Here is a 26,695-nt window from a genome sequence, read left to right on the forward strand (position 1 = left end):
CTCAGAAGCGGTAGTCCGCGCTTTTCAGCACCAGGCCGTCGACGTCCTTGTGCCACCACAGGATGACGGCGGCCCGCGGCGTCGTTGCCAGCGGGATCACACCGCCCGGCTCGCCTCCAAACAGCGCATTCCCGGATATTCCGACCTCGTCCAGAACCGTCGGCGCCAGCCAGCGCCCGACCGCCGGGTCATAGCGATCCAGCACAATCTGGAAGCGCCCGTCGTCGCGCACGCGCCGCTGCGCAGGAGGCGGCGCCAACCGCCCGATCGACACCACCGCCCGGATATCGTCGACACGGAAGGTGCGCATCCGCCGGCGGTCGAGTTGGACGAATCCCTCCGGCAGCGTGAGCGGAGGCGTCGCGTCGGCACGCCATTCCCACGGCTCCGACGTATCGGCGACCGCCGCGTAGTGCGCCAGCGCACCGACCGGATTCCATCCACCCGCCGCGTCGAATTCGGATCCGCCGATCACGAACAACCGCGCATCGTCCTCCAGCCAGCCGATGCGTACCGGCCACGGCGTGAGCGGCAGCGGATGCCACGTGCCCGCGGGTACGGGCAGCAGCGCGCCCGCCGTGCGGTCGCCTCGCTCCCAGCGGAGCGCTACGCCGCCCGACGGCGCGATTTCCAGATCGCTCAGTTCACCGCCGCAGCCGTCCTGCCGGCAGTCCGTCAGCCGCAGCGGTTGCGACCATCGCCGGTCCTGCGGAGCGCGGCGGGCGACGAAGACATCCCGGCCGATCGGCGGTGCGGTGACTTCACTCCAGGCAGCCCAGAACGTGCCGTCAGCGCCGCTCCGCAACCACGGCGTGCAGGCGATCGCGTTGGCGCAGCGCGCGAGCACCCGCGGCGTCTCCCAGCGCCCGTTGCGCACATCGAACCGGCTCGTCTTCAGTTCGTTGCGGATCCGCGCGGCCAGCAGGAAAGGACGGTCGACCACTTGATCGTTCCAGGCCACGGTCACGTTGCCATCGCCGTCCATGGCCGCGGCGGGCGGCGTGCTGACGCCAAACCCGTATCCTCCGGTCCGGCGCGGGTCCACCGGGATCGCCTCGCTCCAGCGCTCGCGGGCGGCGTCGAAACGCGCGGCCAGGAGCGCATGCCGCCGCTGGGGCGCGACGCTGCTGGACAAGGTCCGCACCGCGCGCGCCTGCGTGTCCGCGATCTCCGACCAGATCGCCGTCGCATCTCCGTCCGGCGCGACCAGCAAAACCAGTTCGTGCACGTCCACCTGCAACGCCTTGTCCGCAGGGGTCACGCGCTGGACCGCTTGCCATGCCGCCTGCCCCGCGAGATGCCGCGCGACGAGGACGTGCCGTCCCGTCGAGGTGTCCTGCATCCAGGCCACGAACACCGTTCCCGCCGCATCCGCCGCCGCCTGCAGGTTGAAGGAACGCTGCCCGGGCGCCGTGGGTTCCGGACCGATGCGAACCGCCGCGCTCCACGCTCCTCGCGCGGCATCGCGGCGAGCGGCGTACACGGTCGCACCCTCGATCCATGCCAGGGTGAGGCTGCCGTGCGCATCGGCCACCGCCTGCACGCCATCCAGGCGCTTCACCCGCGCGATCTCCGCGACAGGACTCGCTCCGGACCCGCGATCAGGCGCCGGCGTCATGCCTGCGCCCTGCATGCCGCGCCCACCCGCCGAAGCAGCGAACACGCAAGCCATGAACACCCATCCCGGCATCGTGCGAACCATCGTCCGTGCCTTGCCATACTGGCCTTCCGTCCTCGCACGCATCTTCCACCACCTCACCACCGGCAACCGTCGTCTCCGGAAACCTCGATGCCGGGTACCCAGGAAAATTCCGTCCGCTTGCCGGTGCGTGCGTTCGTGTAGGCCATGGAGTGGATCTGTGCTCCCTGGCTGACCATCTCGTAGCGACCGTTGACCTTGCCCTCCAGCATCTCCTGCCAGGTGGTGGTGAACTGATACGGGCGGCCAGGCACCATTTCCTCCACTTCCTCGCTTTCGCGCACCAGCGGCAGGCTGTCGCGCGAACCCGCGTAGCGCACCGCGCCGCCCGACCAGGCGATCGCGGCGTCGTGATAGAGACGGAGCTCGAAGCGGACGGGACGCGCGCCTTCGGAGGTGAAACAGCGGATGTCGGTGCTGACCGCGCCCTGGGCGCTGCCCGCCATGCACAACGCGAGCGCTGGAAGAAGTTTTCTCATCGGAATCCTTGGGCCGGGGGCGATGCAGGATGCCAGCCCGGACGACATGGCGGGACAGCGTGCGGAGAGGCGAGCGTAGCCTTCGGGTGACAGCACGGGAATCGGAACCGTCCGAGCGTCCACGTCGTCCATGCGGGGTGATGCGTCATTCGCCCAACGGGCGGCAGGGAATCCCGAAATCGATGTGGTAATGCTCGTCATGGCGGACCCAGGCCTGCCCCGGCATGAAACGCACCTGCCGGCGGATGAAGTCGCCGCGGCGGGTGCGGTACAGGGCCGGGATCAGCGCCGGATCGAAGATGACCCGCTCCATCGCGATGCCTTCGCGGCGGGCGGCGGCGTGCACCGCATGCAGGTGTTCGGCGATGGCTTCGTAGTCGATGCGTAGATTGCCATGACGGCCCTGGCGATCGAACTCGATGCCGTAGCCGAACTTGTTGTCCACGCGGGAAGGCAGCGGCACCGAGCGGCCGGATTCGTCGAGTATCGGCACCATGAAATCGACCGCCAGTCCGTTCTGGTGGGTGCGGTGCGGGCGAAAGGGTCCGCCCTGCGCCCAACCCGATTCGCCGTAGACGAACACGCGATCGGGCATCGATTTTTCCAGCGCACCGTAAGCGTGGGTGATCACCCGGACCACGCGCGAATGCGCATGGGTCCGGCCGAGGCGGACGCCCAGTCCGCTGTAAGGCTGGAAGTTGGCGCCGGAAACGGGGATCCGTGCCGCCTTCTCCAGGCGACCGTGGCCGGGCGTGCCGAAACAGACGCTGTCGGTGGCGAAACCGGCGGATGCGATGACGAGCGTGGCCAGTCCGGCCAGCAACGCCAGCCTTCCTGGCAGGCGCATGCGGGATCTAGCGCGCGGGCGGACTGGTCGGCGGAACGGTCGCCGGTGGCGGCGCGGCCCCCGGCGGCACGTAGATCGCCACGCCGGCGGCGCGCTTCTGGGTGGTGGGGATGCCGATGCCGACGCCGCCACCGCTGTGGCGTCCGTAGCTGCCGGCACCGACCGACATGCCGACCGGCGAACCGCTCGAACCCACGCCCATCAGCACGACGCCGTTGGCGCCCAGCGCCGCGGCCTCGCGCTTGAGCCGGGCGACCGCGGCGTCGGTCTGGCCCTGGGTGCCGAAACCGACCGCGCTGGTGGATTCCAGCTGGGCGATTTCCACCGAACCCGGAGGCGGTGTGCTGTAGACCTGGACCTGGGCCGGGTCGATCGGCGCGCGCGCCGTTCCCAGCATCACCTTGGACGTTCCGGCGCATCCGGTCAGCAGGATGGCCAACCCCAGCATGGCGGCAAGACGGACGGACATGGCACGACTCCCGTGGTTTGCGCCGGATCATCCGCCGCAGGGACTGAATATGGCATATCCGCGCCGGTGCCCCGGGATCCCCGGGCCGCGCGGTATCATGACGGCCTGTTCATGCGTATCCGTACCGAAAGATGAGCGTCGTCCCCGACTTCCGGCCCAGCAGCGCACGGCTGGCGGTCGACCATGTCCCCGTCGCCGCGCTGGCCCGCGAGCTGGACCGGCCGGACACCCTGGCGATCTTCGGTTTCGGCGACACCGCGCCCACCCGCGGGCAGGTGTCCGATCCGCGCTACCTGCACGTCCCGCTGCAGCCGCTCCACGGCACCGCTTGCCTGGAAGTCTGGCGCTCCCCGGCGACGGTCTTGTCCGGCGTCACCGATGACGGCATCAGCTGGGCCAGCGACGGCGAACTGCAGTTCGGCGTGCTGGAAATGGAAGAACCCGAAGGCGGCATCCTGCTGGCCGGTGAACTCGTCTATCGCCGCCTGACCGGGTTCTGGCAGGCCAGCGGTTACCCGCACCTGCTGCGCATCTGGAATTACCTGGACGCGATCATCCTGGGCGAAGGCGATCACGAGCGCTATCGCCAGTTCTGCGTCGGCCGCGTGCGCGGGCTGGGTCCGTTCGACACCGGCACCCTGCCGGCGGCCACCGCCGTCGGCAGCCGCGACGGCCGCCGCGTGCTGCAGGTGTACTGGCTGAGCGCGCGCGTGGCCGGCACGCCGCTGGAGAATCCGCGCCAGGTCAGCGCCTACCGCTATCCGCGCGAGTACGGCCCGCAATCGCCGAGCTTCGCCCGCGCGCTGCTGCCGACCTCGGCGCCGGCGTTGCCGCTGTTCCTGTCCGGCACCGCCGCCATCGTCGGCCACGCCTCGCAGCATGCCGAATCGCTGAAGGCGCAACTGGACGAAACCCTGACCAACCTTGACAGCCTGATCGGCGCGGCGCGCGCACTGCGTCCGCAGTTGCCCGCCCACCTGGATGCCTCGGCGCGGCTGAAGGTCTACGTGCGCGATGCCGAAGACGCCGAAGAGGTCGCGGCGCAGCTGGCGGCGCGCCTGGGCGGCGAGGTGCCCTACCTGATGCTGCTGGGCGACGTGTGCCGACGCGAGCTGCGGGTCGAAATCGAAGGCATGCACGGCCTGGCGGCTTGATCGCCGCCGCGCCGCACCCATACTCGGGGCATCGCCGGCCCTTTCCGGCGCGGAGATGACATCGATGGGTCTGATCAGTCTGCTGTGGGGCATCGTCGCGATGGTCTGGATGGTGCTCGCCCTGATCCCGCTGCTGGGATGGGGCAACTGGTTCCTGATTCCGTTCGCCGCGGTGGGCGCGATCATCGCCGCCATCGGCGTCCTGTTCACCTCCGCCGGCAACCGCGGCCGCGCCAAGACCGGCCTGGTCCTCAACGGCATCGTCATCGTGGTCGCCATCGGCCGCCTGATGCTGGGCGGCGGCATCGTCTGAGCCGGGCCGTCCAAAACGTAATCGCCGTTGATTGAACCCCCCGGCCGCGCGGCGCAGACTGCGCCGGCCGGGTTCCCCCCGCTGCATTGCCCGGCGTCGTCCGCCCCTGCGTCCTTGCACCCGGGCCGTCGCGATCCGGTGGGCGCAGGCGTCCCTGTGTCCTGCAATGGAGCGCCTCATGAAGCACTCGCATCCGTCCTGGTGGCTGCTGGCGGGTTTCGCCGCCTGCCTGACCGCCCAGGCCAGTCCCCAATCCTCGCCGCCCGCGGCGACGCCTTCCCAGACCGAAGCCACCGCCGCCGACAGCAAGGTCGCCATCGACCCGAAGACCGGCAAGCTGCGTCCACTGACGCAGGAAGAACGCCGGCAACTCAGCGAACAGTCCCGCGGCGCCGCCAAGGCGCGTCGCGCCGAGCCGCTGGGCGCGGGCAAGAAGGGGTTCGTGGCGCCCGCCACCGAGACCGAGGCCCACGCCGGCCAGCGCCGGCTGCCCGCCGGCGGCCTGGTCCAGCCGGTGCCGGAAAGCAGCATGACCGACCTGATGATCGTCCGCGGCGCGGATGGCCAGTTGCGCATGGACCATGCCGATGACGCGTCGAAGCTGCAGCAGGCGAAGGAGGCCAGCGATGAATAGGATGATCCCGTTGCGTGCAACCCTGCTGGCGGCGCTGGTCTGCGCCTTGCCGGCCACCGCCGCCGATCTGGTCCTGGTCAGCGGCGACGCCGGCACCGGACTGGGCCTGGACGATCCGACCCCGAAGGCGCCGGAAGGACTCAATCCCGGCACCACCCTGGGAGCACAGCGCACCCTCGCCTACCAGTTCGCGATGGATCTGTGGGGTTCGGTCCTGCAGAGCGACGTCACCATCTATGTCGGCGCGAGTTTCCAGCCGCTGGCCTGCACGCCCACCAGCGCAACACTGGGATCGGCCGGCACCACCTTCGTGTTCTCCGACTTCGCGCCCGGCGTGGTGCCCAACACCTGGTACTCCTCGGCGCTGGCGGACTCGCTGGCCGGCAGCGATCTCAATCCCGGCTTCATCGACATCAACTCGCGCTTCAACGGCGACATCGGCGTCAATCCCAACTGCCTGACCGGCCAGGACTGGTACTACGGACTGGACGGCAACACGCCGGCCGGCAAGATCAATTTCCTCAATGTGGTCATGCACGAGATCGGCCATGGCCTGGGCTTCCAGGGCTTCACCAACTCGGCCGGCAACTTCCTCAGCGGGCGGCAGGACATCTATTCGACCTTCGCCTACGACAACACGCTGGCGGCGGCCTTTCCGCAACTGACCGCCACGCAACGCGCCACCGCGCTGCGCAACACGGGGCGACTGGTGTGGACCGGCGGCAACGTCAACGGCCAGGCCGCGCTGGTGCTGGACAACCGCAGCGTGCTGAAGGTCACCGCGCCGGCGGTGATTGCCGGCAGTTACGACGTCGGTTTCGCCAACTTCGGACCGGTGCCGACCACCGCCAACTTCGCCGGCACCGTGGTCGCGGCGCTGGACGGCGGCGTCAGCACCACCGACGGCTGCGAGCCGATCGGCAATGCCGCCGCCGTGGCAGGCAACATCGCACTGGTGGATCGCGGCAACTGCAACTTCGTGATCAAGGCCACCAACGTGCAGGCGGCCGGTGCCACCGGCATGCTGGTCGCCAACAACGTGGCCGGGCAGCCGGCGATGGGCGGAAGTGACCCCGCGATCACCATTCCCAGCCTGGGCGTCTCGCAGGCCGATGGTGCGCTGATTCGCGCCAACCTGCCGGCGAGCGTCGGTTTCGGCGTGGATACCTCACTGCTGCAGGGCGCCGACAACAGCGGGCGGGTACGGCTGTACGCGCCGAATCCGTACGAAAGCGGATCGTCGTTCTCGCACTACGACACCGCGCTGGTGCCCAACGCGCTGATGGAACCGGCCATCACCTCCACCCTGCGCGGCGAGGTGAACCTGGATCTGACCCCGGCGCTGTTCCAGGACATCGGCTGGCAACTCAATCCCGGCAATGCGCGCATCGGCAACTGCACCACCAATGTCGACGTGGTCGGCAGTGGTGGCCTGATCCCGGGCGCGAACGTGCAGGCCTGGAGCAACCTGTGCCTGCGCACCAGCGGCAGCAAGGACGTCTACCAGGGCTGCATGGATGCGTACAAGACGCGCTCGCTGGCCAGCGGCCTGCTGGTCGGCAACCAAGGCGGCAAGGTAATGGCCTGCGCGGCCAAGATCATCAAGTAAAAACAAGCGGATAGACAGGCCCGGAACGGCGCCGCGAGGCGCCGTTCCGATATCCGCGCCAGCCTGCGCGCATCGGTCGCAGGCCGGCTGGAATCCGGGGGCGTATGATCGCGGCATCCCCCAGGAGCGAGCGATGGCTTATCCCTATACGCGTCCGCGCCGCATGCGCCGCGACGATTTCTCCCGCCGGTTGATGCGCGAGCACGTGCTCACCGCCAATGATCTGATCTACCCGGTCTTCGTCCACGAATTGAAGGGCCGCGAGGCGGTGCCGTCGATGCCGGGCGTGGATCGCCTGTCGATCGACGAACTGCTGAAGGTCGCCGAGCAGGCCGCCGAACTGCGCATCCCCGTGCTGGCGCTGTTCCCGGTGACCGCGCCGGAAGCCAAGTCGCTGGACGCCGAGGCGGCCTGGGACGATGACGGGCTGGCCCAGCGCGCGGTGCGCGCGATCAAGCAGCGTTTCCCGGAACTGGGCGTGATGACCGACGTGGCGCTGGATCCGTTCACCACTCATGGCCAGGACGGCATCATCGATGACAGCGGTTACGTGATGAACGACATCACCGTCGAGGCGCTGGTCAAGCAAGCGCTGTCGCATGCGCGCGCCGGCGTGGACATCGTCGCCCCCAGCGACATGATGGACGGACGCATCGGCGCCATCCGCGGCGCACTGGAAGAGGAAGGCCACATCCACACCCGCATCATGGCCTACTCGGCCAAGTACGCCTCCGCGTTCTACGGCCCGTTCCGCGACGCGGTCGGCAGCGCCGGCAACCTGGGCAAGGGCAACAAGTTCACCTACCAGATGGATCCCGCCAACACCAACGAGGCGCTGCACGAAGTGGCGCTGGATCTGGAGGAAGGCGCGGACATGGTCATGGTCAAGCCGGGCATGCCCTACCTGGACGTGGTGCGGCGGGTGAAGGACGAATTCGGCGTGCCGACCTTCGCCTACCAGGTCAGCGGCGAGTACGCGATGCTGAAGGCCGCCTACGCCAACGGCTGGCTCGACGAACGCGCCTGCACGCTGGAAGCACTGACCGCGTTCAAGCGCGCCGGTGCCGACGGCATCCTGACGTATTTCGCGCTGGATGCCGCGCGCTGGTTGCGTGGGGGTTGATTCGGGATTCGGGATTCGGGATTCGGGATTCGGGATTCGGGATTCGGGATTCGGGATTCGGGATTCGGGATTCGGGATTCGGGAAAGGTTCGCCTTTGCCTCCCCCTTTGTAAAAGGGGGATTGAGGGGGATTTGCTTTTCGCGCCAAAAGCAAATCCCCCGTCATCTGCGTTCGCAGATGCCCGCCCCCTTTTTCAAAGGGGGCTTAAGTGGAAAACCTTCCTGTTCGGAAACTGCGTTTTGCCTCTCCCTTGATCCGCCATCCGGCTGTCGAGAAGCCGCTGCAGAGGGGGCTTTCATGACTCACCCCGGCAAACACCCCGCCTTGCCGCGCCGCGTCGGCGCCAGCGTGCGATAGATATCCAGTTTGCCCGCCGTCGGCGCGCGCGCGGCGCCGCTCACCAGCATTTCGCTGGGCCGTGAGGGATCCACCACCGGTCCCAGCGTGGTGCCTTCGGCCGAGTTGAACGACAGCGACCACGGGGCGATGCCGGAATAGGCCTGGCCATCGCATTCGGCGACGAACAACTGGATCGGCTGCTCCCCGGCCTTGTCCGAACGCGCGAACACCAGCGCCTTGCCGCCATCGAGCCAGGCCGCGTCGAATTCATCCACCGCGCTGTTGATCCCCGGCACCGGTTGCGGATCGACGAAGGCCTTGCCGTTCCAGCGCGCGACGAACAGGTCATGGCGCCCGGCGCCACCGAACCCGTTGCTGGCAAACAGCAACCGGCGGCCGTCGGCGCTGGGCGTGGGCGCCCATTCGTTGCCGGCGCTGTTGACGCCCGGCCCCAGGTTTTCCGGTTCGCCGAAGCCGCCGTCCGCCTTCACCGCGACGCGATAGAGATCGTCTCCGCCGTGGCCACCGGGACGGTTGGAGAAGAAGTACAGCCAGCGGCCGTCGGCGCTCAGCAACGGGTCGAAGTCGTTGGCGGCGGAATTGATCGGCAGCGGCTCCGGGTCGGTCCAGCGCTTGTCACGCAGGTGCGCCTGCCACAGGTCCCAGCCGCCCGCGCCGCCGCTCCGGTCGGTGCTGCCCCAGACGATCCGCTGTCCGTCCGGACTCACGCTGCCACGCACTTCGGTGGCCGGTGTGGACACCACGCCCATGCCCTCGATGCCGAACTCGGCCAACTGCCCGGCCGCGGCGGCTGAGAGTAGACTGCCGATCAGGACGGCAGCCGCCCGTGTTGGTTTCATGGTGTCGCTCCGTGCCGGTTCCCTCACCCACGGGATATATACCAAGTCATGTCCACCGTTCGTTATGCCGTTTTCGGCCATCCGGTCTCCCACTCGCTCTCGCCCCGCATCCATGCCGCGTTCGCGCGCCAGACCGGCGTATCGCTGGCCTACACCGCCATCGACGCGGCGCCGCACGAATTCGTCGGCGCGCTGGATCGGTTCGTCGGCGAGGGTGGCAAGGGCGCCAATGTCACCCTGCCGCTGAAGGAAGCCGCGTTCGCGATCTGCGCGCGCACCAGCGAGCGCGCGCGGCGCGCCGGCGCGGTGAACACGCTGAGCTGGAACGACGGCCAGTGGCACGGTGACAACACCGACGGCGCGGGCCTGGTGCGCGACCTGACCGGTCGCAACGGACTGGACCTGCGCGGTCGCCGCGCCCTGATGCTGGGTGCCGGCGGAGCCGCGCGCGGGGTCGCCCCGGCGTTGCTGGATGCCGGCGTCTCGGAACTGATCGTGGTCAACCGCACGCCCGAGCGCGCCGATGCCCTGATCGATGCGATGGGGGAGCCGGAGCGCGCGCTGTCACGCTATTGGCAGGACCTGGGCGATATCGGTGACTTCGGCCTGATCGTCAATGCCACCTCGGCGGCGCGCGGCGGCGGCGAGGATTTCGATTTGCCGTTCACCCTCACCACGCCGCGCACGCTCGCGGTGGATCTGAACTACGGCGAAGCCGCCATCCCGTTCCTGGCCTGGGCCAGGGCGGCCGGCTGTCGCGACGCGGTCGATGGTCTGGGCATGCTGGTCGAACAGGCTGCCGAGGCCTTCGAAGCCTGGCATGGCGCGCGCCCCGACAGCGATGCCGTGTATGCCGCGCTGCGCGGCAAGGACGCACTGCTGGTCACCGCCGACTGAAGCCGAATCACGGAGACGCCGATGGAACCGTTCCTGATCCAGCTTCTGACCGTGGTCGGCTACCAGTTGCCGGAACTGCTGGCCTGCGGTGCCGCGCTGGCCCTGTTGTGGATGTGGGCGCAGCCAGCGCCCGGCCGGACGCTGGCCTTGTGGGGAACCGGCCTGCTGCTGGGTTCGGCCGTGCTGCGGCTGCTGGCGAGCGTGTTCCAGGCCTGGAACATCCACCACATGCCGGAAGGTGGCTACGAGAGCATGCAGGGCCTCTTCATGGTGATTTCGGCGCTGACCATGCTGTTCGGCCTGGTATCGTCGGTCGGCCTGGTGCTGCTGGCCTGGGGTGCCGCCAAGGCGATGCGCGCTCCGCGCTGAGCGAACACGGTTCGGTGGAACCCGACGGTAGGAGCGGCCTCCGGCCGCGAGCTTTTTGAACGTCCGGTAATCCGCGCGCAAAAGCTCGCGCCGGGGACGGCGCTCCTACCTGGTTCGGTCGTGTGGTGACGCTGCTTTGGTGGTTCGATGGGGCGCGGAGCGACGGGCTACAGCAATCCGTCGCGCTTGACCGCCAGGTAGCGCTCCACCAGCGCCGCCGGCAGATCCGCGCAGGTCACGTCCAGCACCATCACGTGGTGTCGCCGCAGGGCGTCGTGCGCGATCGCGCGCTGCTCCAGGTAACGGGCAATTGCGCCGGCGTGGACGGCGCCGGGCAGATCCTTCACCGGCGCGGCCAGCGCCTCGTCCAGTTCGCGTTCGCGCAGGCTCGCCACGCACACCAGATGGCGCTTCTGCAGCAGCCGCACCGCGGCCAGCAGATCCTCGATGTCCTCGTCGCGCACGTTGGTCACCAGCATCACCAGCGAACGACGCCGCTGGCGCAACGACAGCTCGGTGGCCGCGGCCAGGTAATCGGTGGCGACCGGCTGCGGCTGCAGGTCATAGCTGGCCCGCAGCAGGGTATCGATCGCGCCCATGCCGCGCTGCGGCGCGACCCAGCGGCGCTCGCCACCGCTGGCGCCCAGGCCGACCGCGTCGCCCTGGCGCAGCGCCAGGTAGGACACCACCAGGGTGGCGTTGAGCGCGTGGTCGAAATGCGACAGGCCGCCTTCGCGCGCCATCATCCGGCGGCCGGTGTCCATCAGCATCACCAGTTGCTGGTTCTTCTCGTCCTGGTATTCGCGCGAGATCAACTTGCGCGCGCGCGCGGTCGCCTTCCAGTCGATCTGGCGCAGGCTGTCGCCCACCCGGTACTCGCGCATCTGGTTGAAGTCGGTGCCCTCGCCGCGCCGGCGCTTCAGGTGCGCGCCGACCAGCCGCGAAGCCTGTTCGGCACTGAACAACGCGAACCGGGTCAGCGGCGCGAAGTCCGGATACACGCGCACGGTGCGCGACTCGCCAATCCGGCGCGATTGCCACCACAGGCGCAGCGGCGAGTGCAGGCGGATCTGCGTGCCTTCGAAAACCGCGTCGCCGCGTTCGGTCGGGCTCAACCGATAGTGGAAGGACGTGGACTGGCCACGGCGCAGCCGCAGCCGCTGCGGCAGGCCCTGCATGGTCCAGTGGCCGGGATGCAGATCGAACACGTCCACGCGCTGCCGCGACGCCGCTTCCAGGCGCACCGACACCTCGCGCGCGATCCCTAGTGGCCACGCATCCGGCATCTCCCGCTCAACCACCGGCGATGGCCGGCGCCGCAGCCACAGCGCGTCGATCGCCGCCAGCAGGATCACCGCCGCGCCCGCGCCCAGCCAGGCCACCCGAGGCATGCCGGCGAACAGCGCGGCCAGGCCGGACAGGCCCCACAGCACCAGGCAGGCGATCAGTGGCCAGGCGGGTCTCATTTGCGCGGTGCTTCCACCTTGGCCAGCAGGGCGCGCAGCACGTCGTCCGGCGACTGGCCCTCGATCTGCAGTTCCGGCGCCAGCGCGATGCGGTGGCGCAGCGCGGGCGTGGCGATGTCGCGCACGTCGTCGGGCGTGACGAAATCGCGTCCCTGCAGCACCGCCTGCGCGCGCGCGGCGCGCACCAGCGCGATGCTGCCGCGCGGGCCGGCGCCCAGCGAAATGCCGGGCCATTTGCGGGTGGCGGCGACAATGCGCACCGCGTAATCGATCACCTGCTCGTCCACCGTCACCGCGGCGGTGCCTCGCTGCATGGCGAGGATGTCGGCCGCACCAAGCACGCGTCGCACCTGCGACAGATCGAAGTCGCCGGCGGTGCGGCCGGTGGTGATCGCGTCGACCATCCGCTTTTCGTCGTCCAGCTCCGGATAGTCGATCAGGATCTTCAGCAGGAAACGATCCAGCTGCGCTTCCGGCAGCGGATAGGTGCCTTCCTGCTCGACCGGGTTCTGGGTGGCGAGGGTCATGAACGGCGGCGCCAGTTCGAAGGACTTGCCCTCGATGGTCACCTGCCCTTCCTGCATCACTTCCAGCAACGCGGACTGGGTCTTGGCCGGCGCGCGGTTGATTTCGTCGGCCAGCAGCAGGTGGGTGAACACCGGGCCGCGCCGGATCTTGAAGCTCTCGGTCTTGGGGTCGTAGACGGCGTGTCCGCTGACGTCGCTGGGCATCAGGTCGGGAGTGAACTGCACGCGCGCGTAGGTCAGTTCCAGCGCCTGTGCCAGCGCGCGCACCAGCAAGGTCTTGCCCAGCCCGGGCACGCCCTCGATCAGCACGTGGCCGCCGGCCAGCAGCGCGATCAGGATCTGGTCCAGCACTTCGGCCTGGCCGATGAACGCCTTGGACACTTCCTCGCGCACCTGGGCGGCGCGTTCGGCCAGGATTTCGCCGGTCATTGCGCCGTCGATTGCGGCGGTGGAATCGTTCATAGTCGGTTTCTCAGCTGGATCAGGGTGGAAATGCGGTCTCGGAAGCCGGCCTTGTCCTGCGTGGACGGCGTCTGCAGGGCGTTGCGCACGGTCTCGACCGGGATGTCCAGGCGCTCGGCCACCGCCTGGATCTGGGCCTCGCCGGCGAGCGCGGCGGCCACCGGATCCCGGCGGCGCAAACGGCTCAGGAAGGCCTGGCGGGCGGCAACGTAGAGCAGCACGCCGCGTCCGTAGCGGAACAGGTGATCGCCGCTGGCGCGCACGTGTTCCAGCAGCGAACGGCGATCCATCGGCGGTGCCGGAAGCGGCGGGCCGAAGCGCTGCATCCGCGACCACAACCACACCAGCAGCGCGACCAGCAGCGGCAACCAGACCATCCAGCCACGGAACAGGATCGTGCGCAGCAGCGACGGCATGTCCGCGGCGTAGACCAGGTGCATGGTGCCGGCGCCGTAGTTGGGCGCCAGCACCTGTCTCGCCAGCGCCTGGTGCGGCGGATCGCGCAAGCCGCCCTGGGGCGCCTTCAGCGGGTCCCCGAACGGATTGCCGGCACCGCCCTGGTTGGTCAGGAAATCGAAGTCCGCCAGCACGTCGACGTGGCCGTCGCCATGGGCCAGGCGGGCGTAGACGTAGCCGGCATCCAGGTCGCCCCAGGCCAGTTCCGGTTCCACGTCGTGCAGGCGGAAACGCCGGCCGCGGCAGAATTCGACATGCGCGCGCTGGCCTTCCACCTGCAGGTCGGCGCAGCTGCTGTCGTCGGTGCTCTCCACGCCCAGCCACTGCAACAGCAGCGGATCCGGGCTGCCGTCCCAGATTCGCTGGGGCGGCGTGCGCACCAGCAGGTGGCCACCGCCTTCCACCCAGTCCAGCAGCCGTTCGGCCTGCACCGCGTCCAGGCCACTGGCTTCGTTGAACAGCAGCACGGTATCGCGCGGTCCCGGCGGATGCGCGTCCAGTGCGAGCCGCTGCCGCGACTGCGCCTTTATTCCATCGGCCTCCAGCGCCTTGCGCAGCGCGTAGAGCGGGTTGTACGCCGCCTCGCCGTTGGGCGGCAGGTACAGGGTCTGGTCGACCCGGTGGTAGTTGCGCGTGAACCAGTACACGCCGGCCGCGATCAGCAAACCGCCCAGCAGGGTCAGGGCGACGATGAGGGCCACCTTTCCGGGTCGCTTCATGCCAGCCACCCGCCGCGCGCCTGCATCTGTCCCAGCAGGGATTCGAACTCCGCCTCCTCCGGCAGCCGCTGCGCATAGGCCGCGTACTGCCAGACCCGGACGATGCGGGCGAACAGCTGCCGATCCTCCACCTGCGCCATCCGCCGCGACAGCCGCAGGCATTCGGCCTCGGTGGCGCCCGGCGGCAATTCCACCTGCGCGCGGCGGCCCATCGCCTGCACGCCGGCCCGGTACAGCAGCGCCAACGCGTCGCGCGCGCACCCTTCGCGCCACAGGCGACGGGCGACGCTCGCCACGTCATCGGGCAGCGCTTCGGGAATCCGTACCGGTTCGCTGGCAACGTCGGCATCGAACACTGGCGCACGTCCGCCCGCCCCGCGCATCCACGGCAACCAGTAGCGCGCGGTCGCCAGCAGGATCAGCACCAGCACGCCGAGCAGGATCCACAGGCCCCATTCGGCGAGGAAGGCGAACAACGCCGCCACGCCCTGTAGCCAACCCATCTGCGGACGCCGGGAGGGTGTCTCGGGCTCGGCCTTGTCGATCCGCTCCCACTGCTTCTGCACCACGCTGCGGTTGAGCGACGGATCCCGGTAGGCCTGCGTGCTGGCGCGACGGAAACCGCCATCGTCAACCCGCTGATCGCCGAAGACTTCCGGCAGGGTCGGCGGCTTCGGCGCGTCATCGGCACCATCGGACACCACGTGCGCGTCGGAATCCTCGGCCGCTGGAACCTCCGGGTCCTCGCTCTGCGCCCGCGCCATTCCCGGCACCAGGCCCCCCATCAGCACCAGCGCGACAACCAGCGCCGACGCGCCGCGGGCAAGCCGGCCGCGCAACTTGCGGAACACGATCTCCACGTCCCACGCTTCAAGCTGGGTGCGGCGGTTGAGGTACAGGCCGAAGCCGGCGCCGACGAAGAATGGTTCCACCACCGACATCGCCATCCAGGCCAGCGCGTTGAGGCCAATCCTTACCCAAGCCGGCGACTGCTCGACGATCAGCGTCCAGGTGGTGCGCAGGGTTTCCGGCAGCAGCTCCAGCGGCGTGAACATCAGGATGCCGGCGATGCCGCCCAGGAACAGCGCGCCTTCGAAGTGCAGGCAGACCAGGGTCAGCAGCGCGGCGTTTCCGTAGATCGCTCCCCCCAGCACGCGACGGCGTTCGCGCAGGCGCTGGCCCTGCACGCCTTCCAGCAGGTCCACCGGCAGGTACAGTGAACGCACCGGGCTCAGGCGCCGCCAGGTCAGGTAGTGCAGCATCGGCTTCCAGCCCCAGGTCGCCTGCGCGCGCACGGTCTCGCGTACGCCGGGCACCGCGCCGAACACCGCGCGCGAGGCGACGTACATCGGAATGCGGTCGAACACCGGCTTGAGCCACCACATCAGGAAGCCGGCCAGGCCGATCAGGTCGAGCGCCCAGCCGGCCGCGTTGAGCAGCACGAACACCGGCAGCGTCACCAGCAGCCAGGGCTTCCAGATCGCGGCCGCGTGCCGGCGCACCAGCGCCATGCCCAGTTCCATCGCCTCCCAGGACGAACGCGCGCGCAGCTGGACGGTGAGCTGTTCAAGCCTCATCGGGGGTTCCCCGGCCGCCGCGCCACAGCCACAACAGCACCAGCGTCCACAGCGTCGCCGAGACGCCGTATTTCACCGGGGCGGGAATCGACTGGATCGAGGACCAGAACGCTTCGATGAAGGCGGCGACAAAGAACATCAACGCCGCGCCCAGGCAAATCCGCGCACCCTTCCAGCCGGCCTCGACCAGCGCGTCCACCCGCCGCCGCCGCCCGGGCGCGAGCAGGTTGTAGCCCAGCCGCAGGCCGGCGCCGCCGGTGATGACGATCGCGGTCAGCTCGAACGGCGCGTGCCCGGCGACGAAGCGCCACAGCGGATCGGCCGAACCGATCTGCTGGAGGTGGCCGAACGAGGCGCCGATGTCCACGCCGTTGAAGATCAGCACGTAGATCGGTCCCAGGCAGCCCAGCAGCCCGCTGGCGAACACGCGCAGGCCGATGCTGGTGTTGTTCATGATGTACACGCCGAACATGTACCAGTCGCTGCCCGAGTCGCGGCCAAGCCGGTGGCGCGGGTCGTTGGGATCGAACATCCGCTCCATCGAGGCGATTTCCTCCGGCGCCTTGATCCCGTGGATCAGCTCCGGCTGGTACTGCAGCAGCACGAACAGCACGATCATCGGCAACGCGAACAGCGCCGCGGCGACCCACATGCAGGCCGCCTCGCTGCGGACCAGCCGCGGGAAGTCGGCCAGCACGAACACCAGCGCGCGCCGCCAGCGCGGCGGCGGCGTGCGGTACAGCAGGTTGTGACCGCGCTGCATCAGCTGCTGCAGGCGATCGGTGATCTGCGGGCTGTAGCCGCGCTTGCGCGCCAGCGCCAGCTGCTCGCAGATGCGGCGATAGCGGGCCGGCACGTCCTCGTCGGCCAGTTCGGCGCGGTTGCGCGCATCGCGCGCCTGGCGCGGCTCGCCACGCAGATCCAGCCAGTGTTCGAAGGCCAGCCATTCGCGCTGGTAGCGGGCGACGAACTGCTCCTGCCTCATCGACGCCCCACCAGCCAGTTGGCCATGCCGTACAGGCGCAATACGCCGGCCTGTCCCTGCGCCTGGGTCAACGGCGCGACGATGTCGGCCAGCTCGGCCTGGCGTGCCGGCGTCAGCAATGGCGCGCGTTCGCCGAAGGCGACGATCGCGGCCTGTTCGTCGGGCTGCAGCCCGGGCGGCACCGCCACCACCACGTCGGCCGGTGCCGGCACGGCGTCGCGCGAATGATCCACGTGGACCACGACGGTCCTCGCCACCATGTCGCCAAGCCGGCGGCCATGCGGATCGGCCAGGCTGCTGATCAGCCCGGCCATGTAGCCGAATGGCAACATGTCGACCGTGCGCAGCAGGTTGCGGGTGATCGCCGCGAGCCAACCCAGCGGCGCGCCGTCGGCCGACACCACCCGCAGGCCCATCGCGCGCTTGCCGACGGTCTGCCCGTTCCAGAACGCCTCCAGGGCGATCGGGTAGATCCAGTAGACGATGAACATCAGCACCATCGACAGGCCCTGGCCCATCTTGCCCATCAAGCCGAGCACGGTGCCGACCACGAACAGGATGCCCACCCGCACCGCCAGATCGATCGACCAGGCCACCGCGCGCGGTACCGGGCCGGAAGCCGGCAGATGCAGGGCGACGCCCTCGGGCGTGATCACCTCACGGTAGGTGTCCAGTTTCAATGCGTCACCCGATGCCGGCCCGCGTGCGGGTGCCGGCGATGCGCCGTCCTGGCGATATCTGCGTGCTGCGCGCCATGCGCGATCCGATCCCCTGTTCCATCCGTTGCGACTTTAGCCGCCACGGCGGCGCTTGCCCAGTCCGCGCAAGGCTACACTGCCGCCATGTCATCGCTGTTTCCCTGCCGCGCCGGATGCGCCGCCTGCTGCACCGCGCCGTCCATCGCCTCGCCGATCCCCGGCATGCCCGCCGGCAAACCGGCGGGCGTGGCCTGCGTGCAACTGGACGAGGCGCTGCGCTGCCGGCTGTTCGGACACCCCGAACGCCCCCGGTTCTGCGCCACCTTCAAGCCGGGACCGGAAATGTGCGGGCGCAGCCGCCAGGAGGCCATGGCCTACCTGGACGCGCTGGAGCGGGCCACCCGGCCCTGATGCCTGGCGATGCATATCAACTGACGGTCGGTTTTTCCTTCTTGCCAGCGAACACACGCCGGATGCCCGCGCCGATGGCGACCACGCCGATCAGCAGCAGCTTCCAGAACTTGGCAAACACCAGGCCGATCTTGGCGAACAGGCCGGCCTTCGCCGCGAGTCCGCCGCCGACCAGCGCCGCCAGGCCGTAACTGGCGACCTTGTCGGTGGATGCGTCGAAGTCGGCGTAGCGGGCGCCAGCGTCGAACTCGGTCATCGGCAGCAGTTCCTGCATGCCTTTCTGTACCTGCGCCAGTTCGGTCATGTCAGCCACCGCGTTGAGGCTGAGATAGCCATGCCGCCCGAGTACGCGGATGTCGTAGTTCAACGTATGTTCGGCGCTGCCGTTGAAGGACAGTTCCTTGGCCCAGTAGAGCTTCTTGGCCGAACCGTCATAGCGCGGCGGCACCGCCCAGCCGACCAGATCCACGGTGCCGTAACCGGCCTCCTTGCGCGCGCCGTTCTCCTCGCTCGTGGACTTTTTCATTTCGGTCAGCATCTCGGCGTAGTCGATCTTGGCCGCGTCCTCGTCGGAGACATAACCCTCGTCCGAGTAGGTGACCACGACGGCCCAACTGTCGTCGGTCAGCAGATCCGGCTTGCGCGGCACGATCAGGCCCAGCACCGATTCATCGGGCGGATTGCCCCACAGATCCTCCAGCACGCGGCGGGCGTCGGCCTGCTCCAGGTAGCGGAAGTCCGGCGTCAGCTGGAAGCGCGCGTGTGCCTTTGGCACGGTGATGTCGCCCTCCTTGAACTGCAATCCCGCGACGAACTGTTCAGCGCTCGGGCCGGCGTCTTCCCCGTCTTCCTGCGCCATTGCCGGCGTTCCCCACGCCAGTGCCACGGCGGCCAGCAGGCCACCGAACCATGGTTTCAGCATTTTCTTCCCCGTTGATGGACAGATCCCTGTCCCGCGCCAGTGTTGCCGGAGCGCCGGCGGCAGGCAAGCCTCGGCCATCGGCAAAGGATTCGGCGGGTTCCAGGCAAGCCGGAACGCAATCCCGGCAACCGGCGGGTTCCGGCCGGACCGTGGAAACCGGAAGACGTCAGTCCTTCGCGGCCTGCAGGTACTGATCCTTCAGGCGCACGTAGTGGGCGGCCGAGTAGTGCAGGCTCTCGATTTCCTTGTCGCTGAGCCGGCGGGCGAAACGCGCCGGATTGCCCAGCCACAGTTCGGCCTCGCCGATGACCTTGCCGGGACCGACCACCGCGCCGGCGCCGACGAAGCCGTATTTCTTCACCGTGGCGCCGTCCAGGATGCACGCGCCCATGCCGATCAGGCACAGGTCCTCGATGGTGCAGGCGTGGATGATGGTGCCGTGACCCACCGTGACATCGGCGCCGATCAGGGTCGGATGGCCGGCCCGGTTGTACGGGCTGTGGTGGCTGACATGGATGATGGTGCCGTCCTGCACGTTGGTGCGGGCACCGATGCGGATGTGGTTGACGTCACCCCGGATCACCGTGCCCGGCCACACCGAGACGTCCTCCGCCAGTTCGACGTCACCGATGACGGTCGCCGCCGGGTCCACGTAGACGCGCGGGCCGAGGGCGGGAAAACGGTCAAGATAGGGGCGGATAGCGGTCATGTCGCCATTGTAGCGACCATACGCACGCGTCCGGCCCTACACTCCGGTGCATGGACACTCCCGCCGACACGCCCGCGACCGAACTCCCCTCCACCCTCAACCGCCTGCGCGCGGCCTGGCAGGCACGACGACCGGACCTGGCCCAGCGGCAGGCGGATCTGCAGCGCCTGCGCGACGCGCTCAAGCGCCGGCTGGACGAGATGGCCCGCACCATCGCCGCCGATTTCGGCCACCGTTCGCTGCACGAGAGCCGCATCGCCGACGGCATGACCGTGCTCAACGAGATCGATCACCTGCTCAAGCACCTGCGCCGCTGGATGCAGCCGCGCCGGGTCGGGGTGGGCTGGCGATTCTGGCCCGCCAGTGCGGAGATCCGGCCCGAACCGGTCGGCGTGGTGGGCGTCATCGCGCCATGGAACTACCCGGTCAACCTGGCCCTGATCCCGCTGGCCACCGCCATCGCCGCCGGCAACCACGTCTACCTGAAACCCTCCGAACACACCCCGCGCACCACCGCGTTCCTGCGCGAACTGCTGGCCGAGGTCTTTCCCGCCGATCGGGTGGCGGTCGCCAGCGGCGGTCCCGAGATCGCCTCGGCCTTCGCCGGCCTGCCCTTCGACCATCTGGTGTTCACCGGTTCCACCGCGGTGGGCCGCAAGGTGATGGCCGCCGCCGCGCCGCAGCTGACCCCGCTGACCCTGGAACTGGGCGGCAAGTCGCCGGCCATCGTCTGCGACGACTATCCGCTGGAACAGGCCGCGGCGCGGCTGGCGACCGGCAAATGGTTCAACGGCGGCCAGACCTGCATCGCCCCAGACTACGTGCTGGTCGCGGCGCACCGCCGCGATGCGCTGGTGGAAGCGCTGCGCAAGCAGGTGAAGGCGCGCTACGGCGATCTGCAGAATCCGGGCGACTACACCCGCATCATCAACGACGGCCAGTTCGCGCGGCTGCGTGGCTATCTGGACGACGCGCAGACACGTGGCCTGACGGTGATTCCGCTGGCCGGCGCCGAGGACGCCCGGGAGCGGTTGTTCCCACCGACCCTGGTGCTGGATCCGGGCGATGACGCCAAGGTGATGCAGGACGAGATCTTCGGCCCGATCCTGCCGATCCGTTCGGTCGATTCGCTCGACGAGGCCATCGCCTACGTCAACGCGCACGATCGCCCATTGGCGCTGTATCCCTTCAGCAACGACCGTTCCCGGATCGAGAAGATCCTGAAGAACACCCTGGCCGGCGGCGTCACCGTCAACGACACCGTGCTGCATTTCGGCATCAACGATCTGCCGTTCGGCGGCATCGGTCCCAGCGGCATGGGCGCCTACCACGGCAAAGCCGGCTTCGACGCGTTCAGCAAGGCCCTGCCGATCCTCTGGCAAAGCCGCCGCGCCGGCAGCGACATGCTCAAGCCGCCCTACGCGAAGGTGGCGCGGTTCATCGACTTCATCGTCCGATAGCGCCGGCGACCTCCCGGCCCCGCGTCGGCGATGCCGAAGCGGGCCGGAATCCGGTTCTCGTTTCGGCGCAGACCGAGATCTTTCCCCCGTCGTTCCGGCGAACGCCGGAATTCATTGACGGCAGAATGGGTCCCAGCTTGACCGACCTACCGGTCGTTGGAGGCCGCCGGGATGACGACGGCGCGATTGGCAGGCCCCCCGCAGGAAACGAGGGTGGCCGGGTCCGACCATGCAGATCGCGCAAGGTTGCCGCGACACCGATCAGCAACCAGGCGGTTGCCGAGAGCGGAGATTGGTTGGTCAATCTCCCTCGTCGAGCGGCAGCCGGGGCATGCGACGCTTCACCGGCGAGGATTGGATGATCGCCGTATTGGTCGCGGCATAAGGAAGAAACCGGTCGATCAGGGACTCAAGTTCCTCCACCCCTCGCACGAAAGCACGTGCGACGAAGCAGTCGTCCCCCGTCACACGCTCTGCTTCCACGACCTCCGGCGTCTCCTGCAGAAGGGCGGCAACGCGCGAGAGTTCGCCGGGCATCGGCCGCAGGCGCATGTGCACCGCCAGCGGCAGCCCCACGGCGCCAGGATTCAATCGAATCGTGTAGCCCTCGATGACGCCGCTCTCCTCGAGTCTCCTGACGCGCTCGGCCGCGGCGGGCGGAGAAAGACCGACCTTGTCGGCGAGTTCCTTCATCGATAGCCGCGCATTCTCCGACAGCAGTTCCAGCAACCGTCGATCAAGCGTGTCGAGGGGTCGAACAATGCGTCGGCTCATGGCTTCTTCTTTTTTTAGGAAAAACGGTCATATTTCAATCAAAAGCCTCAGAAGAATGCGCCTTTGACCTTATTTTGTCCATGTAAAACGAGAATATCGCCTTCTATCATGATCATATGGAAGCGATACCCCAGCCTGCGCGCCGCGCCCTTGATGCCTTGCCGCCCCACCTCTGGTTCGGCGTCAGCGCCGTGTTCCACTATCTCGGCCCCTCCTTTGCCGTGCTTCTCTTTCCGGCCGTGGGTGTGTTGGGGGTAGCGTGGCTGCGGATCGCGACGGCGGCTTTCGTCTTCGCTCCGATCACCCGACCGTGGCAAACGCTCGGTCGGGCGGACAGGTCCGGCCGCTGGTTGATCGCGGCAATGGGCGTTTGCCTGGCCCTGATGAACTGCGCCTTCTATCTTGCTCTCGATCGCCTGCCGATCAGCCTTGTCGCCGCCATCGAGTTTGTCGGCACCATCAGCATTGCCGTCCATGGCTTGCGCACGAAACGGAACCTTGCCGCCCTTGCGCTCGCTGTCGTTGGCGTCTTCGCCCTAATCGATGTCACCTGGTCGAGTGATCCCGTCGGCCTGTTCTGGGCTTTTCTAAACGGTGCGCTGTTCGTCGCCTATATCCTGCTGGGTCATCGGATGGCCCGGACGGGTGCCGGCAATGGCATCCAGCAGCTGGGCGCAGCCATGGCGATCGCCCTGATCGTCGTCCTGCCGATTGGTTTCAAACAAGCCCTCGCCGCCTTCAGCGACCCTCTGCTCGTCATGGCCGGGATCGGCGTAGGTGTCTGCTCCTCGGTCATCCCCTATGTCTGCGACCAGCTCGCAATGGCGAAGCTCAAGCGTTCTACCTTCGCCCTCATGCTGGCGCTGCTGCCCGCCGTGGCTACGCTGGTTGGCGCGCTGGTCCTGGCTCAAATCCCCAACGGTCAAGACATGCTGGGCATCGCCTTGGTGATGCTGGGTGTCGCCCTCCACAAACAACCGAAGGACTGAACCATGTTTCCACCTCTGGAGCCCTTCGCGGAGGGCCTGCTTGATGTCGGAGACGGACATGCAATCCACTACTGCCAGTCCGGCAACCCGGAGGGCCAGCCGGCGCTGATCCTGCATGGCGGCCCCGGCGCGGGCTCTTCTCCCTATCATCGGCGGTTCTTCGACCCGGATATCTACCGCATCATCCAGTTCGATCAGAGGGGATGCGGCAAGTCCAGGCCGAACGCCAGCCTGGACGCCAACGATACCTGGAGCCTCGTCGCCGACATGGAGCGGCTGCGCCAGCGGCTGGGCATGGATCGGTGGTTGCTGTTCGGCGGATCCTGGGGCTCCACGCTGGCGCTCAGTTATGCCGGCAAGCATCGCGATCGTTGCGTCGCCCTCATCCTGCGCGGCATCTGGCTGAATCGCGAGGACGATATCGCCTGGGACTATGGCGGGCTACGCCGGTTCTGGCCGGAGGCATTCGCCGGGTTCGAAGAGTTCGTCCCCGAAGAGGAGCGAGGCGACCTGCTGGCTGCCTACCATCGACGCCTGTGCGACGAGGATCCGGCCGTGCACATGCCGGCGGCCGTTTCATTCTGCCGCTGGGAAGCGGCCTGCGAACGCCTGTTGCCTTCCGGGGAGGAAATCCTCCCCGGACCGGAAACCCTGGCGCTTGCACGCATCGAAGCGCATTTCACGATCAACCGCGCTTTCACGGAGCCGGATGCGCTGATGGCGGCGGCGGAACAACTGGGTGACCTGCCGGGAGCGATCGTGCACGGCCGCTACGACATGCTGTGCCCGGTGGATGGCGCGCTGGCCATCGCCCGAGCCTGGCCCGGAGCGCGTCTGACCATCGTGCCCGATGCGGGCCATTCCGCTTTCGAACCCGGCATCCAAGCGGCCTTGCTGGCCGAGACGGCGGCGCATGCCTTCCCACGGCATTGGGAGCACGAGCGTGGCTCGCGATCCCTTCGGCCCAGCGGGGTCGCGCCGCCGTGATTCACCCGCGTGCAGCACCCATATACAAGTCCCGGCTTGACCAACCTGCCGGCCGTTGGAGACCGCCGGGATGACGACAAGGCCCGTTCATCGATATCGTCCTCCCGCCGTCATTCAGGCGACGGCGGAGAAAGCGGCCCCCATGCATTTTCCCGCTGTCGAAAACCGCACCACTCGCGCGTCATAGTCAGGTCACCCCGCACAGGACCGCCCATGACCTCCCCGACGTCCCCCAAGGCCACCCGCCGCGAATGGATTGGCCTGGCCGCCATCGCCCTGCCCTGCATGGTCTACGCGATGGACCTGACCGTGCTCAACCTGGCGTTGCCGGCGATCAGCGCCGAACTCAACCCTTCCACTTCGCAACTGCTGTGGATCGTCGACATCTACGGGTTCCTGGTGGCCGGCTTCCTGATCACGATGGGAACGTTGGGTGATCGCATCGGCCGGCGCCGGCTGTTGCTGATCGGTGCGGCCGCGTTCGCCGCGGCCTCGGTCATCGCCGCCTTCTCGCGCAGCGCGGAGATGCTGATCGCCATGCGCGCGCTGCTGGGCGTGGCCGGCGCCACCCTGGCACCGTCGACGATGTCGCTGATCCGCAACATGTTCCATGACGAGCACGAGCGCCAGTTCGCGATCGGCGTGTGGATCGCCAGTTTCTCGGTCGGCGGCGCGATCGGTCCGCTGGTCGGCGGCCTGTTGCTGGAATGGTTCTGGTGGGGCGCGGCGTTCCTGGCCGCGGTGCCGGTGATGGTGCTGTTGTTGCTGCTGGGACCGAAGCTGCTGCCCGAATACCGCGATCCCGACGCCGGCCGGCTGGATCCGGCGAGCATGGCGCAATCGCTGTTCGCGGTGCTGGCGGTGGTGTACGGCCTCAAGCGGATCGCCGAGTACGGCGCCGATACGCGCGGTCTGCTGGTGCTGGCCGCCGGCCTGGTGCTGGGCGTGCTGTTCGTGCGCCGACAGCGGCACCTGGACTATCCGTTCCTGGACGTCACCCTGTTCCGCCGTCCCGCCTTCAGCGCGGCGATCGTCGCCTACGCGCTGGCCGGCCTGTCGATGATGGGCGTGTACATCTTCATGACCCAGTACCTGCAACTGGTGCTGGGGCTGTCGCCGCTGGAAGCCGGTTTCGCCACCGTCCCGTGGTCGCTGTGCTTCACCGTGGGATCGCTGCTGGCGCCAAGGCTGGCGCGCCACTGGGGCGCGCGGCGGGTGATGGTGCGCGGCCTGCTGGTGGCGGCGGTCGGCTTCGGCATCACCGCGCTGGTGGTGCCGCCGCACGGGCTGTGGATCCTGATCGCTGGCATGCTGGCGATGAGCATCGGGATGGCGCCGGTGTTCACCGTGGGCAATGAACTGATCATCACCACCGCGCCGCCGGAACGCGCCGGCGCGGCGTCGGCATTGGCAGAAACCAGCGCCGAACTCAGCGGCGCGCTGGGCATCGCGCTGCTCGGCAGCGCCGGCATGGCGCTGTACCGCTTCTGGCTGGAGCCGGCATTGCCGGCGGATCTGGCCCACGCCGCCGCCGGCCATGCCCTGTCCACGCTGGGCGGCGCGATCGCCACCGCCGAAACGCTGCCGGCCGGCCAGGCCATCGCCATCGAAACGACCGCGCGCGCCGCGTTCACCGACGCCATGCGGCTGGTGGCGGTGTTCGGCGGAACGATGATGCTGTTGGCGGCGTGGATGGCCTCGCACCTGATGCGCGATGGCGAGGGCGAAGGCCATGTGACGAGCGTGGCCAACGAGGCTTCCGGCGCATGAGGCATCCGAGGTGGCGCCTGCCGCGCGCACGCCGTCGCGGACACATCACTTACACTGACGCCTCTGTCTCTCTGGCGCCCGCGGGCGCCCACGACCACGGATGCACGGGATGAAGATCGCCAGCTGGAACGTCAATTCGCTCAATGTCCGCCAGCCGCATCTGGAGCAATGGCTGGGTGCGTTCTCGCCGGACGTGGTGGGCATCCAGGAAACCAAGCTGGAGGATCACCGTTTCCCCGACACCGTGCTGGCCGGGCTGGGCTACCGCAGCATCTTCGCCGGACAGAAGACCTACAACGGCGTGGCGATCCTGTCGCGGGTGCCGGCCACCGAGGTGCAGATCGGCGTCCCCGGTTTCGAGGACGAACAGAAGCGCGTGATCGCCGCGACCGTGGGCGATCTGCGCATCGTCAACCTGTACGTGGTCAACGGCCAGGACGTGGGCACCGACAAGTACGCCTACAAGCTGCGCTGGCTGGATGCCGTGCACGGCTGGCTCGCCGAGGAGCTGCAGCGGCACCCGAAGATGGTCGTGCTGGGCGATTTCAACATCGCCCCGGACGATCGCGATGTCTACGACCCCAAGGTCTGGGGCGATGCCCACATCCTGACCTCAGTCGCCGAGCGCGACGCGCTCCGCCGCCTGTACGCGCTCGGCCTGCACGACGCCTTCCGCATGCACAACGACGAAGCCGGCGTGTACAGCTGGTGGGACTACCGGATGGGCGGGCTGCGCCGCAACCTGGGCCTGCGCATCGATCTCACCCTGGTCTCGGACGCGTTGCGCGCGCAGGCCGCCGCCGCCGGCATCGATCGCGAGCCGCGCACCTGGGAACGCCCCAGCGACCACGCGCCGGCCTGGGTGCAACTGGCCGGCTGATCCGCACTCGTTTGAAGGAAATAAACAAAGGCCCGGCGTGCGCCGGGCCTTTGTGATGCCACGGACCTTGGGTGCGTCTCGAATCAGCGCACGCGGCCGCAGCGAAACCG

Annotated in this window: 27 protein-coding genes; 13 read left to right on the forward strand and 14 right to left on the reverse strand. The window is 68.5% G+C overall.

The features are described 5' to 3' along the window. Window position 1 precedes the first annotated feature (1 nt). From IQ458_RS14135 to IQ458_RS14150, 4 genes are all read right to left on the reverse strand, one after another. A complete protein-coding gene (locus IQ458_RS14135; protein ID WP_203323219.1) occupies window positions 2–1,702 on the reverse strand; it encodes a hypothetical protein in 1,701 nt (566 codons plus the stop codon). 53 nt (window positions 1,703–1,755) lie between these two features. Then, window positions 1,756–2,178 carry a hypothetical protein gene (locus IQ458_RS14140; protein WP_183639637.1) on the reverse strand — a complete coding sequence of 141 codons (423 nt, stop codon included), beginning with the start codon at window positions 2,176–2,178 and terminating at the stop codon, window positions 1,756–1,758. Between the two features lie 145 nt (window positions 2,179–2,323). Continuing rightward, entirely contained in the window at window positions 2,324–3,025 is a 702-nt protein-coding gene (locus IQ458_RS14145; protein ID WP_192198363.1) for a penicillin-insensitive murein endopeptidase, read from the reverse strand. A 7-nt stretch (window positions 3,026–3,032) separates the two neighbouring features. Then, a complete protein-coding gene (locus tag IQ458_RS14150) occupies window positions 3,033–3,494 on the reverse strand; it encodes a hypothetical protein (RefSeq protein WP_183639638.1) in 462 nt (153 codons plus the stop codon). A 131-nt stretch (window positions 3,495–3,625) separates the two neighbouring features. Here IQ458_RS14150 and IQ458_RS14155 point away from each other — a divergent pair, with 131 nt between their 5' ends. The 5 genes from IQ458_RS14155 to hemB all read left to right on the forward strand — a co-directional run bounded on the left by IQ458_RS14155 (window position 3,626) and on the right by hemB (window position 8,327). Next, a complete protein-coding gene (locus IQ458_RS14155; RefSeq protein WP_318288003.1) occupies window positions 3,626–4,648 on the forward strand; it encodes a chorismate transformation FkbO/Hyg5 family protein in 1,023 nt (340 codons plus the stop codon). A 64-nt stretch (window positions 4,649–4,712) separates the two neighbouring features. Further along, window positions 4,713–4,961, forward strand: coding sequence for a hypothetical protein (locus tag IQ458_RS14160; protein WP_183639639.1), 249 nt, complete (start codon window positions 4,713–4,715; stop codon window positions 4,959–4,961). Window positions 4,962–5,139: 178 nt separating this feature from the next. Beyond that, window positions 5,140–5,595, forward strand: coding sequence for a post-PEP-CTERM-1 domain-containing protein (locus tag IQ458_RS14165; protein WP_203323220.1), 456 nt, complete (start codon window positions 5,140–5,142; stop codon window positions 5,593–5,595). Further along, the gene (locus tag IQ458_RS14170) at window positions 5,588–7,204 is read left to right on the forward strand and encodes a PA domain-containing protein (RefSeq protein ID WP_203323221.1); all 1,617 of its coding nucleotides are present in this window, start codon (window positions 5,588–5,590) and stop codon (window positions 7,202–7,204) included. The genes IQ458_RS14165 and IQ458_RS14170 overlap by 8 nt, the downstream gene beginning before the upstream one ends. Window positions 7,205–7,337: 133 nt before the next feature. Further along, window positions 7,338–8,327, forward strand: a complete 990-nt coding sequence (gene hemB / locus IQ458_RS14175) for a porphobilinogen synthase (protein ID WP_183639642.1) — start codon at window positions 7,338–7,340, stop codon at window positions 8,325–8,327. A gap of 303 nt (window positions 8,328–8,630) precedes the next feature. Here hemB and IQ458_RS14180 read toward each other — a convergent pair whose 3' ends face one another. Further along, on the reverse strand, window positions 8,631–9,527 hold the full coding sequence (locus IQ458_RS14180; protein ID WP_203323222.1) for a TolB family protein: 897 nt from the start codon (window positions 9,525–9,527) through the stop codon (window positions 8,631–8,633). A gap of 48 nt (window positions 9,528–9,575) precedes the next feature. Between IQ458_RS14180 and aroE the strand changes: the two genes are divergently transcribed. After that, window positions 9,576–10,424 (forward strand): shikimate dehydrogenase, encoded by an 849-nt coding sequence (aroE, locus tag IQ458_RS14185; protein ID WP_203323223.1) that lies wholly within the window; start codon window positions 9,576–9,578, stop codon window positions 10,422–10,424. Window positions 10,425–10,445: 21 nt separating this feature from the next. Next, on the forward strand, window positions 10,446–10,793 hold the full coding sequence (locus IQ458_RS14190; RefSeq protein ID WP_183639645.1) for a hypothetical protein: 348 nt from the start codon (window positions 10,446–10,448) through the stop codon (window positions 10,791–10,793). Window positions 10,794–10,960: 167 nt separating this feature from the next. Here the strand turns inward: IQ458_RS14190 and IQ458_RS14195 are convergent, their stop codons facing one another. The 6 genes from IQ458_RS14195 to IQ458_RS14220 are packed head-to-tail and all read right to left on the reverse strand — an operon-like array spanning window position 10,961 to window position 17,665. Continuing rightward, window positions 10,961–12,259, reverse strand: coding sequence for a DUF58 domain-containing protein (locus IQ458_RS14195; protein WP_183639646.1), 1,299 nt, complete (start codon window positions 12,257–12,259; stop codon window positions 10,961–10,963). Further along, entirely contained in the window at window positions 12,256–13,215 is a 960-nt protein-coding gene (locus tag IQ458_RS14200) for an AAA family ATPase (RefSeq protein ID WP_235996861.1), read from the reverse strand. The genes IQ458_RS14195 and IQ458_RS14200 overlap by 4 nt, the downstream gene beginning before the upstream one ends. 29 nt (window positions 13,216–13,244) lie before the next feature. Next, window positions 13,245–14,423, reverse strand: coding sequence for a DUF4350 domain-containing protein (locus tag IQ458_RS14205; RefSeq protein WP_203323225.1), 1,179 nt, complete (start codon window positions 14,421–14,423; stop codon window positions 13,245–13,247). Beyond that, window positions 14,420–16,000, reverse strand: coding sequence for a DUF4129 domain-containing protein (locus tag IQ458_RS14210; RefSeq protein WP_203323226.1), 1,581 nt, complete (start codon window positions 15,998–16,000; stop codon window positions 14,420–14,422). The genes IQ458_RS14205 and IQ458_RS14210 overlap by 4 nt, the downstream gene beginning before the upstream one ends. Next, complete coding sequence (locus IQ458_RS14215) at window positions 15,990–16,985, reverse strand: stage II sporulation protein M (RefSeq protein ID WP_183639650.1); 996 nt, start codon at window positions 16,983–16,985, stop codon at window positions 15,990–15,992. The genes IQ458_RS14210 and IQ458_RS14215 overlap by 11 nt, the downstream gene beginning before the upstream one ends. Further along, complete coding sequence (locus tag IQ458_RS14220) at window positions 16,982–17,665, reverse strand: RDD family protein (protein ID WP_183639651.1); 684 nt, start codon at window positions 17,663–17,665, stop codon at window positions 16,982–16,984. Before IQ458_RS14220 ends, IQ458_RS14215 begins: the two co-directional genes overlap by 4 nt. Window positions 17,666–17,827: 162 nt before the next feature. Here IQ458_RS14220 and IQ458_RS14225 point away from each other — a divergent pair, with 162 nt between their 5' ends. After that, window positions 17,828–18,094: a YkgJ family cysteine cluster protein gene (locus IQ458_RS14225; RefSeq protein WP_203323248.1), complete on the forward strand. Its 267-nt coding sequence runs from the start codon at window positions 17,828–17,830 to the stop codon at window positions 18,092–18,094. Between the two features lie 16 nt (window positions 18,095–18,110). Here IQ458_RS14225 and IQ458_RS14230 read toward each other — a convergent pair whose 3' ends face one another. Together IQ458_RS14230 and IQ458_RS14235 are read right to left on the reverse strand one after the other, a co-directional pair. After that, window positions 18,111–19,016, reverse strand: a complete 906-nt coding sequence (locus IQ458_RS14230) for a DUF2167 domain-containing protein (RefSeq protein ID WP_203323227.1) — start codon at window positions 19,014–19,016, stop codon at window positions 18,111–18,113. Between the two features lie 166 nt (window positions 19,017–19,182). Next, window positions 19,183–19,725 (reverse strand): gamma carbonic anhydrase family protein, encoded by a 543-nt coding sequence (locus IQ458_RS14235; RefSeq protein WP_192198349.1) that lies wholly within the window; start codon window positions 19,723–19,725, stop codon window positions 19,183–19,185. Between the two features lie 50 nt (window positions 19,726–19,775). Here IQ458_RS14235 and IQ458_RS14240 point away from each other — a divergent pair, with 50 nt between their 5' ends. Continuing rightward, window positions 19,776–21,185 carry a coniferyl aldehyde dehydrogenase gene (locus IQ458_RS14240; protein ID WP_203323228.1) on the forward strand — a complete coding sequence of 470 codons (1,410 nt, stop codon included), beginning with the start codon at window positions 19,776–19,778 and terminating at the stop codon, window positions 21,183–21,185. Between the two features lie 300 nt (window positions 21,186–21,485). Here the strand turns inward: IQ458_RS14240 and IQ458_RS14245 are convergent, their stop codons facing one another. Next, window positions 21,486–21,959 (reverse strand): Lrp/AsnC family transcriptional regulator, encoded by a 474-nt coding sequence (locus tag IQ458_RS14245; RefSeq protein ID WP_203323229.1) that lies wholly within the window; start codon window positions 21,957–21,959, stop codon window positions 21,486–21,488. 116 nt (window positions 21,960–22,075) lie between these two features. Between IQ458_RS14245 and IQ458_RS14250 the strand changes: the two genes are divergently transcribed. From IQ458_RS14250 to xth, 4 genes are all read left to right on the forward strand, one after another. Beyond that, window positions 22,076–22,948: an EamA family transporter gene (locus IQ458_RS14250; protein ID WP_192198347.1), complete on the forward strand. Its 873-nt coding sequence runs from the start codon at window positions 22,076–22,078 to the stop codon at window positions 22,946–22,948. A gap of 3 nt (window positions 22,949–22,951) precedes the next feature. Then, window positions 22,952–23,935: a prolyl aminopeptidase gene (pip, locus tag IQ458_RS14255; RefSeq protein WP_203323230.1), complete on the forward strand. Its 984-nt coding sequence runs from the start codon at window positions 22,952–22,954 to the stop codon at window positions 23,933–23,935. Between the two features lie 213 nt (window positions 23,936–24,148). After that, window positions 24,149–25,705 (forward strand): MFS transporter, encoded by a 1,557-nt coding sequence (locus IQ458_RS14260; protein ID WP_203323231.1) that lies wholly within the window; start codon window positions 24,149–24,151, stop codon window positions 25,703–25,705. Window positions 25,706–25,814: 109 nt separating this feature from the next. Continuing rightward, window positions 25,815–26,585, forward strand: a complete 771-nt coding sequence (xth, locus tag IQ458_RS14265; RefSeq protein ID WP_183639659.1) for an exodeoxyribonuclease III — start codon at window positions 25,815–25,817, stop codon at window positions 26,583–26,585. The last annotated feature ends 110 nt before the right edge of the window (window positions 26,586–26,695 follow it).

The sequence above is a fragment of the Pseudoxanthomonas beigongshangi genome, assembly GCF_016820515.1.
GTDB lineage: Bacteria > Pseudomonadota > Gammaproteobacteria > Xanthomonadales > Xanthomonadaceae > Pseudoxanthomonas_A > Pseudoxanthomonas_A beigongshangi.

Bases quoted from the DNA above. Each gene is read 5' to 3' on its own strand.
- IQ458_RS14210 (WP_203323226.1), bottom strand. From the start codon at position 16,000: ATGAGGCTTGAACAGCTCACCGTCCAGCTGCGCGCGCGTTCGTCCTGG.
- IQ458_RS14170 (WP_203323221.1), top strand. From the start codon at position 5,588: ATGAATAGGATGATCCCGTTGCGTGCAACCCTGCTGGCGGCGCTGGTC.
- IQ458_RS14180 (WP_203323222.1), bottom strand. From the start codon at position 9,527: ATGAAACCAACACGGGCGGCTGCCGTCCTGATCGGCAGTCTACTCTCA.
- IQ458_RS14135 (WP_203323219.1), bottom strand. From the start codon at position 1,702: ATGGTTCGCACGATGCCGGGATGGGTGTTCATGGCTTGCGTGTTCGCT.
- IQ458_RS14250 (WP_192198347.1), top strand. From the start codon at position 22,076: ATGGAAGCGATACCCCAGCCTGCGCGCCGCGCCCTTGATGCCTTGCCG.
- IQ458_RS14200 (WP_235996861.1), bottom strand. From the start codon at position 13,215: ATGACCGGCGAAATCCTGGCCGAACGCGCCGCCCAGGTGCGCGAGGAA.
- IQ458_RS14205 (WP_203323225.1), bottom strand. From the start codon at position 14,423: ATGAAGCGACCCGGAAAGGTGGCCCTCATCGTCGCCCTGACCCTGCTG.
- IQ458_RS14230 (WP_203323227.1), bottom strand. From the start codon at position 19,016: ATGCTGAAACCATGGTTCGGTGGCCTGCTGGCCGCCGTGGCACTGGCG.
- IQ458_RS14140 (WP_183639637.1), bottom strand. From the start codon at position 2,178: ATGAGAAAACTTCTTCCAGCGCTCGCGTTGTGCATGGCGGGCAGCGCC.
- IQ458_RS14155 (WP_318288003.1), top strand. From the start codon at position 3,626: ATGAGCGTCGTCCCCGACTTCCGGCCCAGCAGCGCACGGCTGGCGGTC.
- pip (WP_203323230.1), top strand. From the start codon at position 22,952: ATGTTTCCACCTCTGGAGCCCTTCGCGGAGGGCCTGCTTGATGTCGGA.
- IQ458_RS14160 (WP_183639639.1), top strand. From the start codon at position 4,713: ATGGGTCTGATCAGTCTGCTGTGGGGCATCGTCGCGATGGTCTGGATG.
- IQ458_RS14195 (WP_183639646.1), bottom strand. From the start codon at position 12,259: ATGAGACCCGCCTGGCCACTGATCGCCTGCCTGGTGCTGTGGGGCCTG.
- IQ458_RS14240 (WP_203323228.1), top strand. From the start codon at position 19,776: ATGGACACTCCCGCCGACACGCCCGCGACCGAACTCCCCTCCACCCTC.
- IQ458_RS14235 (WP_192198349.1), bottom strand. From the start codon at position 19,725: ATGACCGCTATCCGCCCCTATCTTGACCGTTTTCCCGCCCTCGGCCCG.
- IQ458_RS14225 (WP_203323248.1), top strand. From the start codon at position 17,828: ATGTCATCGCTGTTTCCCTGCCGCGCCGGATGCGCCGCCTGCTGCACC.
- IQ458_RS14260 (WP_203323231.1), top strand. From the start codon at position 24,149: ATGACCTCCCCGACGTCCCCCAAGGCCACCCGCCGCGAATGGATTGGC.
- aroE (WP_203323223.1), top strand. From the start codon at position 9,576: ATGTCCACCGTTCGTTATGCCGTTTTCGGCCATCCGGTCTCCCACTCG.
- IQ458_RS14215 (WP_183639650.1), bottom strand. From the start codon at position 16,985: ATGAGGCAGGAGCAGTTCGTCGCCCGCTACCAGCGCGAATGGCTGGCC.
- IQ458_RS14145 (WP_192198363.1), bottom strand. From the start codon at position 3,025: ATGCGCCTGCCAGGAAGGCTGGCGTTGCTGGCCGGACTGGCCACGCTC.
- IQ458_RS14245 (WP_203323229.1), bottom strand. From the start codon at position 21,959: ATGAGCCGACGCATTGTTCGACCCCTCGACACGCTTGATCGACGGTTG.
- xth (WP_183639659.1), top strand. From the start codon at position 25,815: ATGAAGATCGCCAGCTGGAACGTCAATTCGCTCAATGTCCGCCAGCCG.
- IQ458_RS14190 (WP_183639645.1), top strand. From the start codon at position 10,446: ATGGAACCGTTCCTGATCCAGCTTCTGACCGTGGTCGGCTACCAGTTG.
- IQ458_RS14165 (WP_203323220.1), top strand. From the start codon at position 5,140: ATGAAGCACTCGCATCCGTCCTGGTGGCTGCTGGCGGGTTTCGCCGCC.
- hemB (WP_183639642.1), top strand. From the start codon at position 7,338: ATGGCTTATCCCTATACGCGTCCGCGCCGCATGCGCCGCGACGATTTC.
- IQ458_RS14150 (WP_183639638.1), bottom strand. From the start codon at position 3,494: ATGTCCGTCCGTCTTGCCGCCATGCTGGGGTTGGCCATCCTGCTGACC.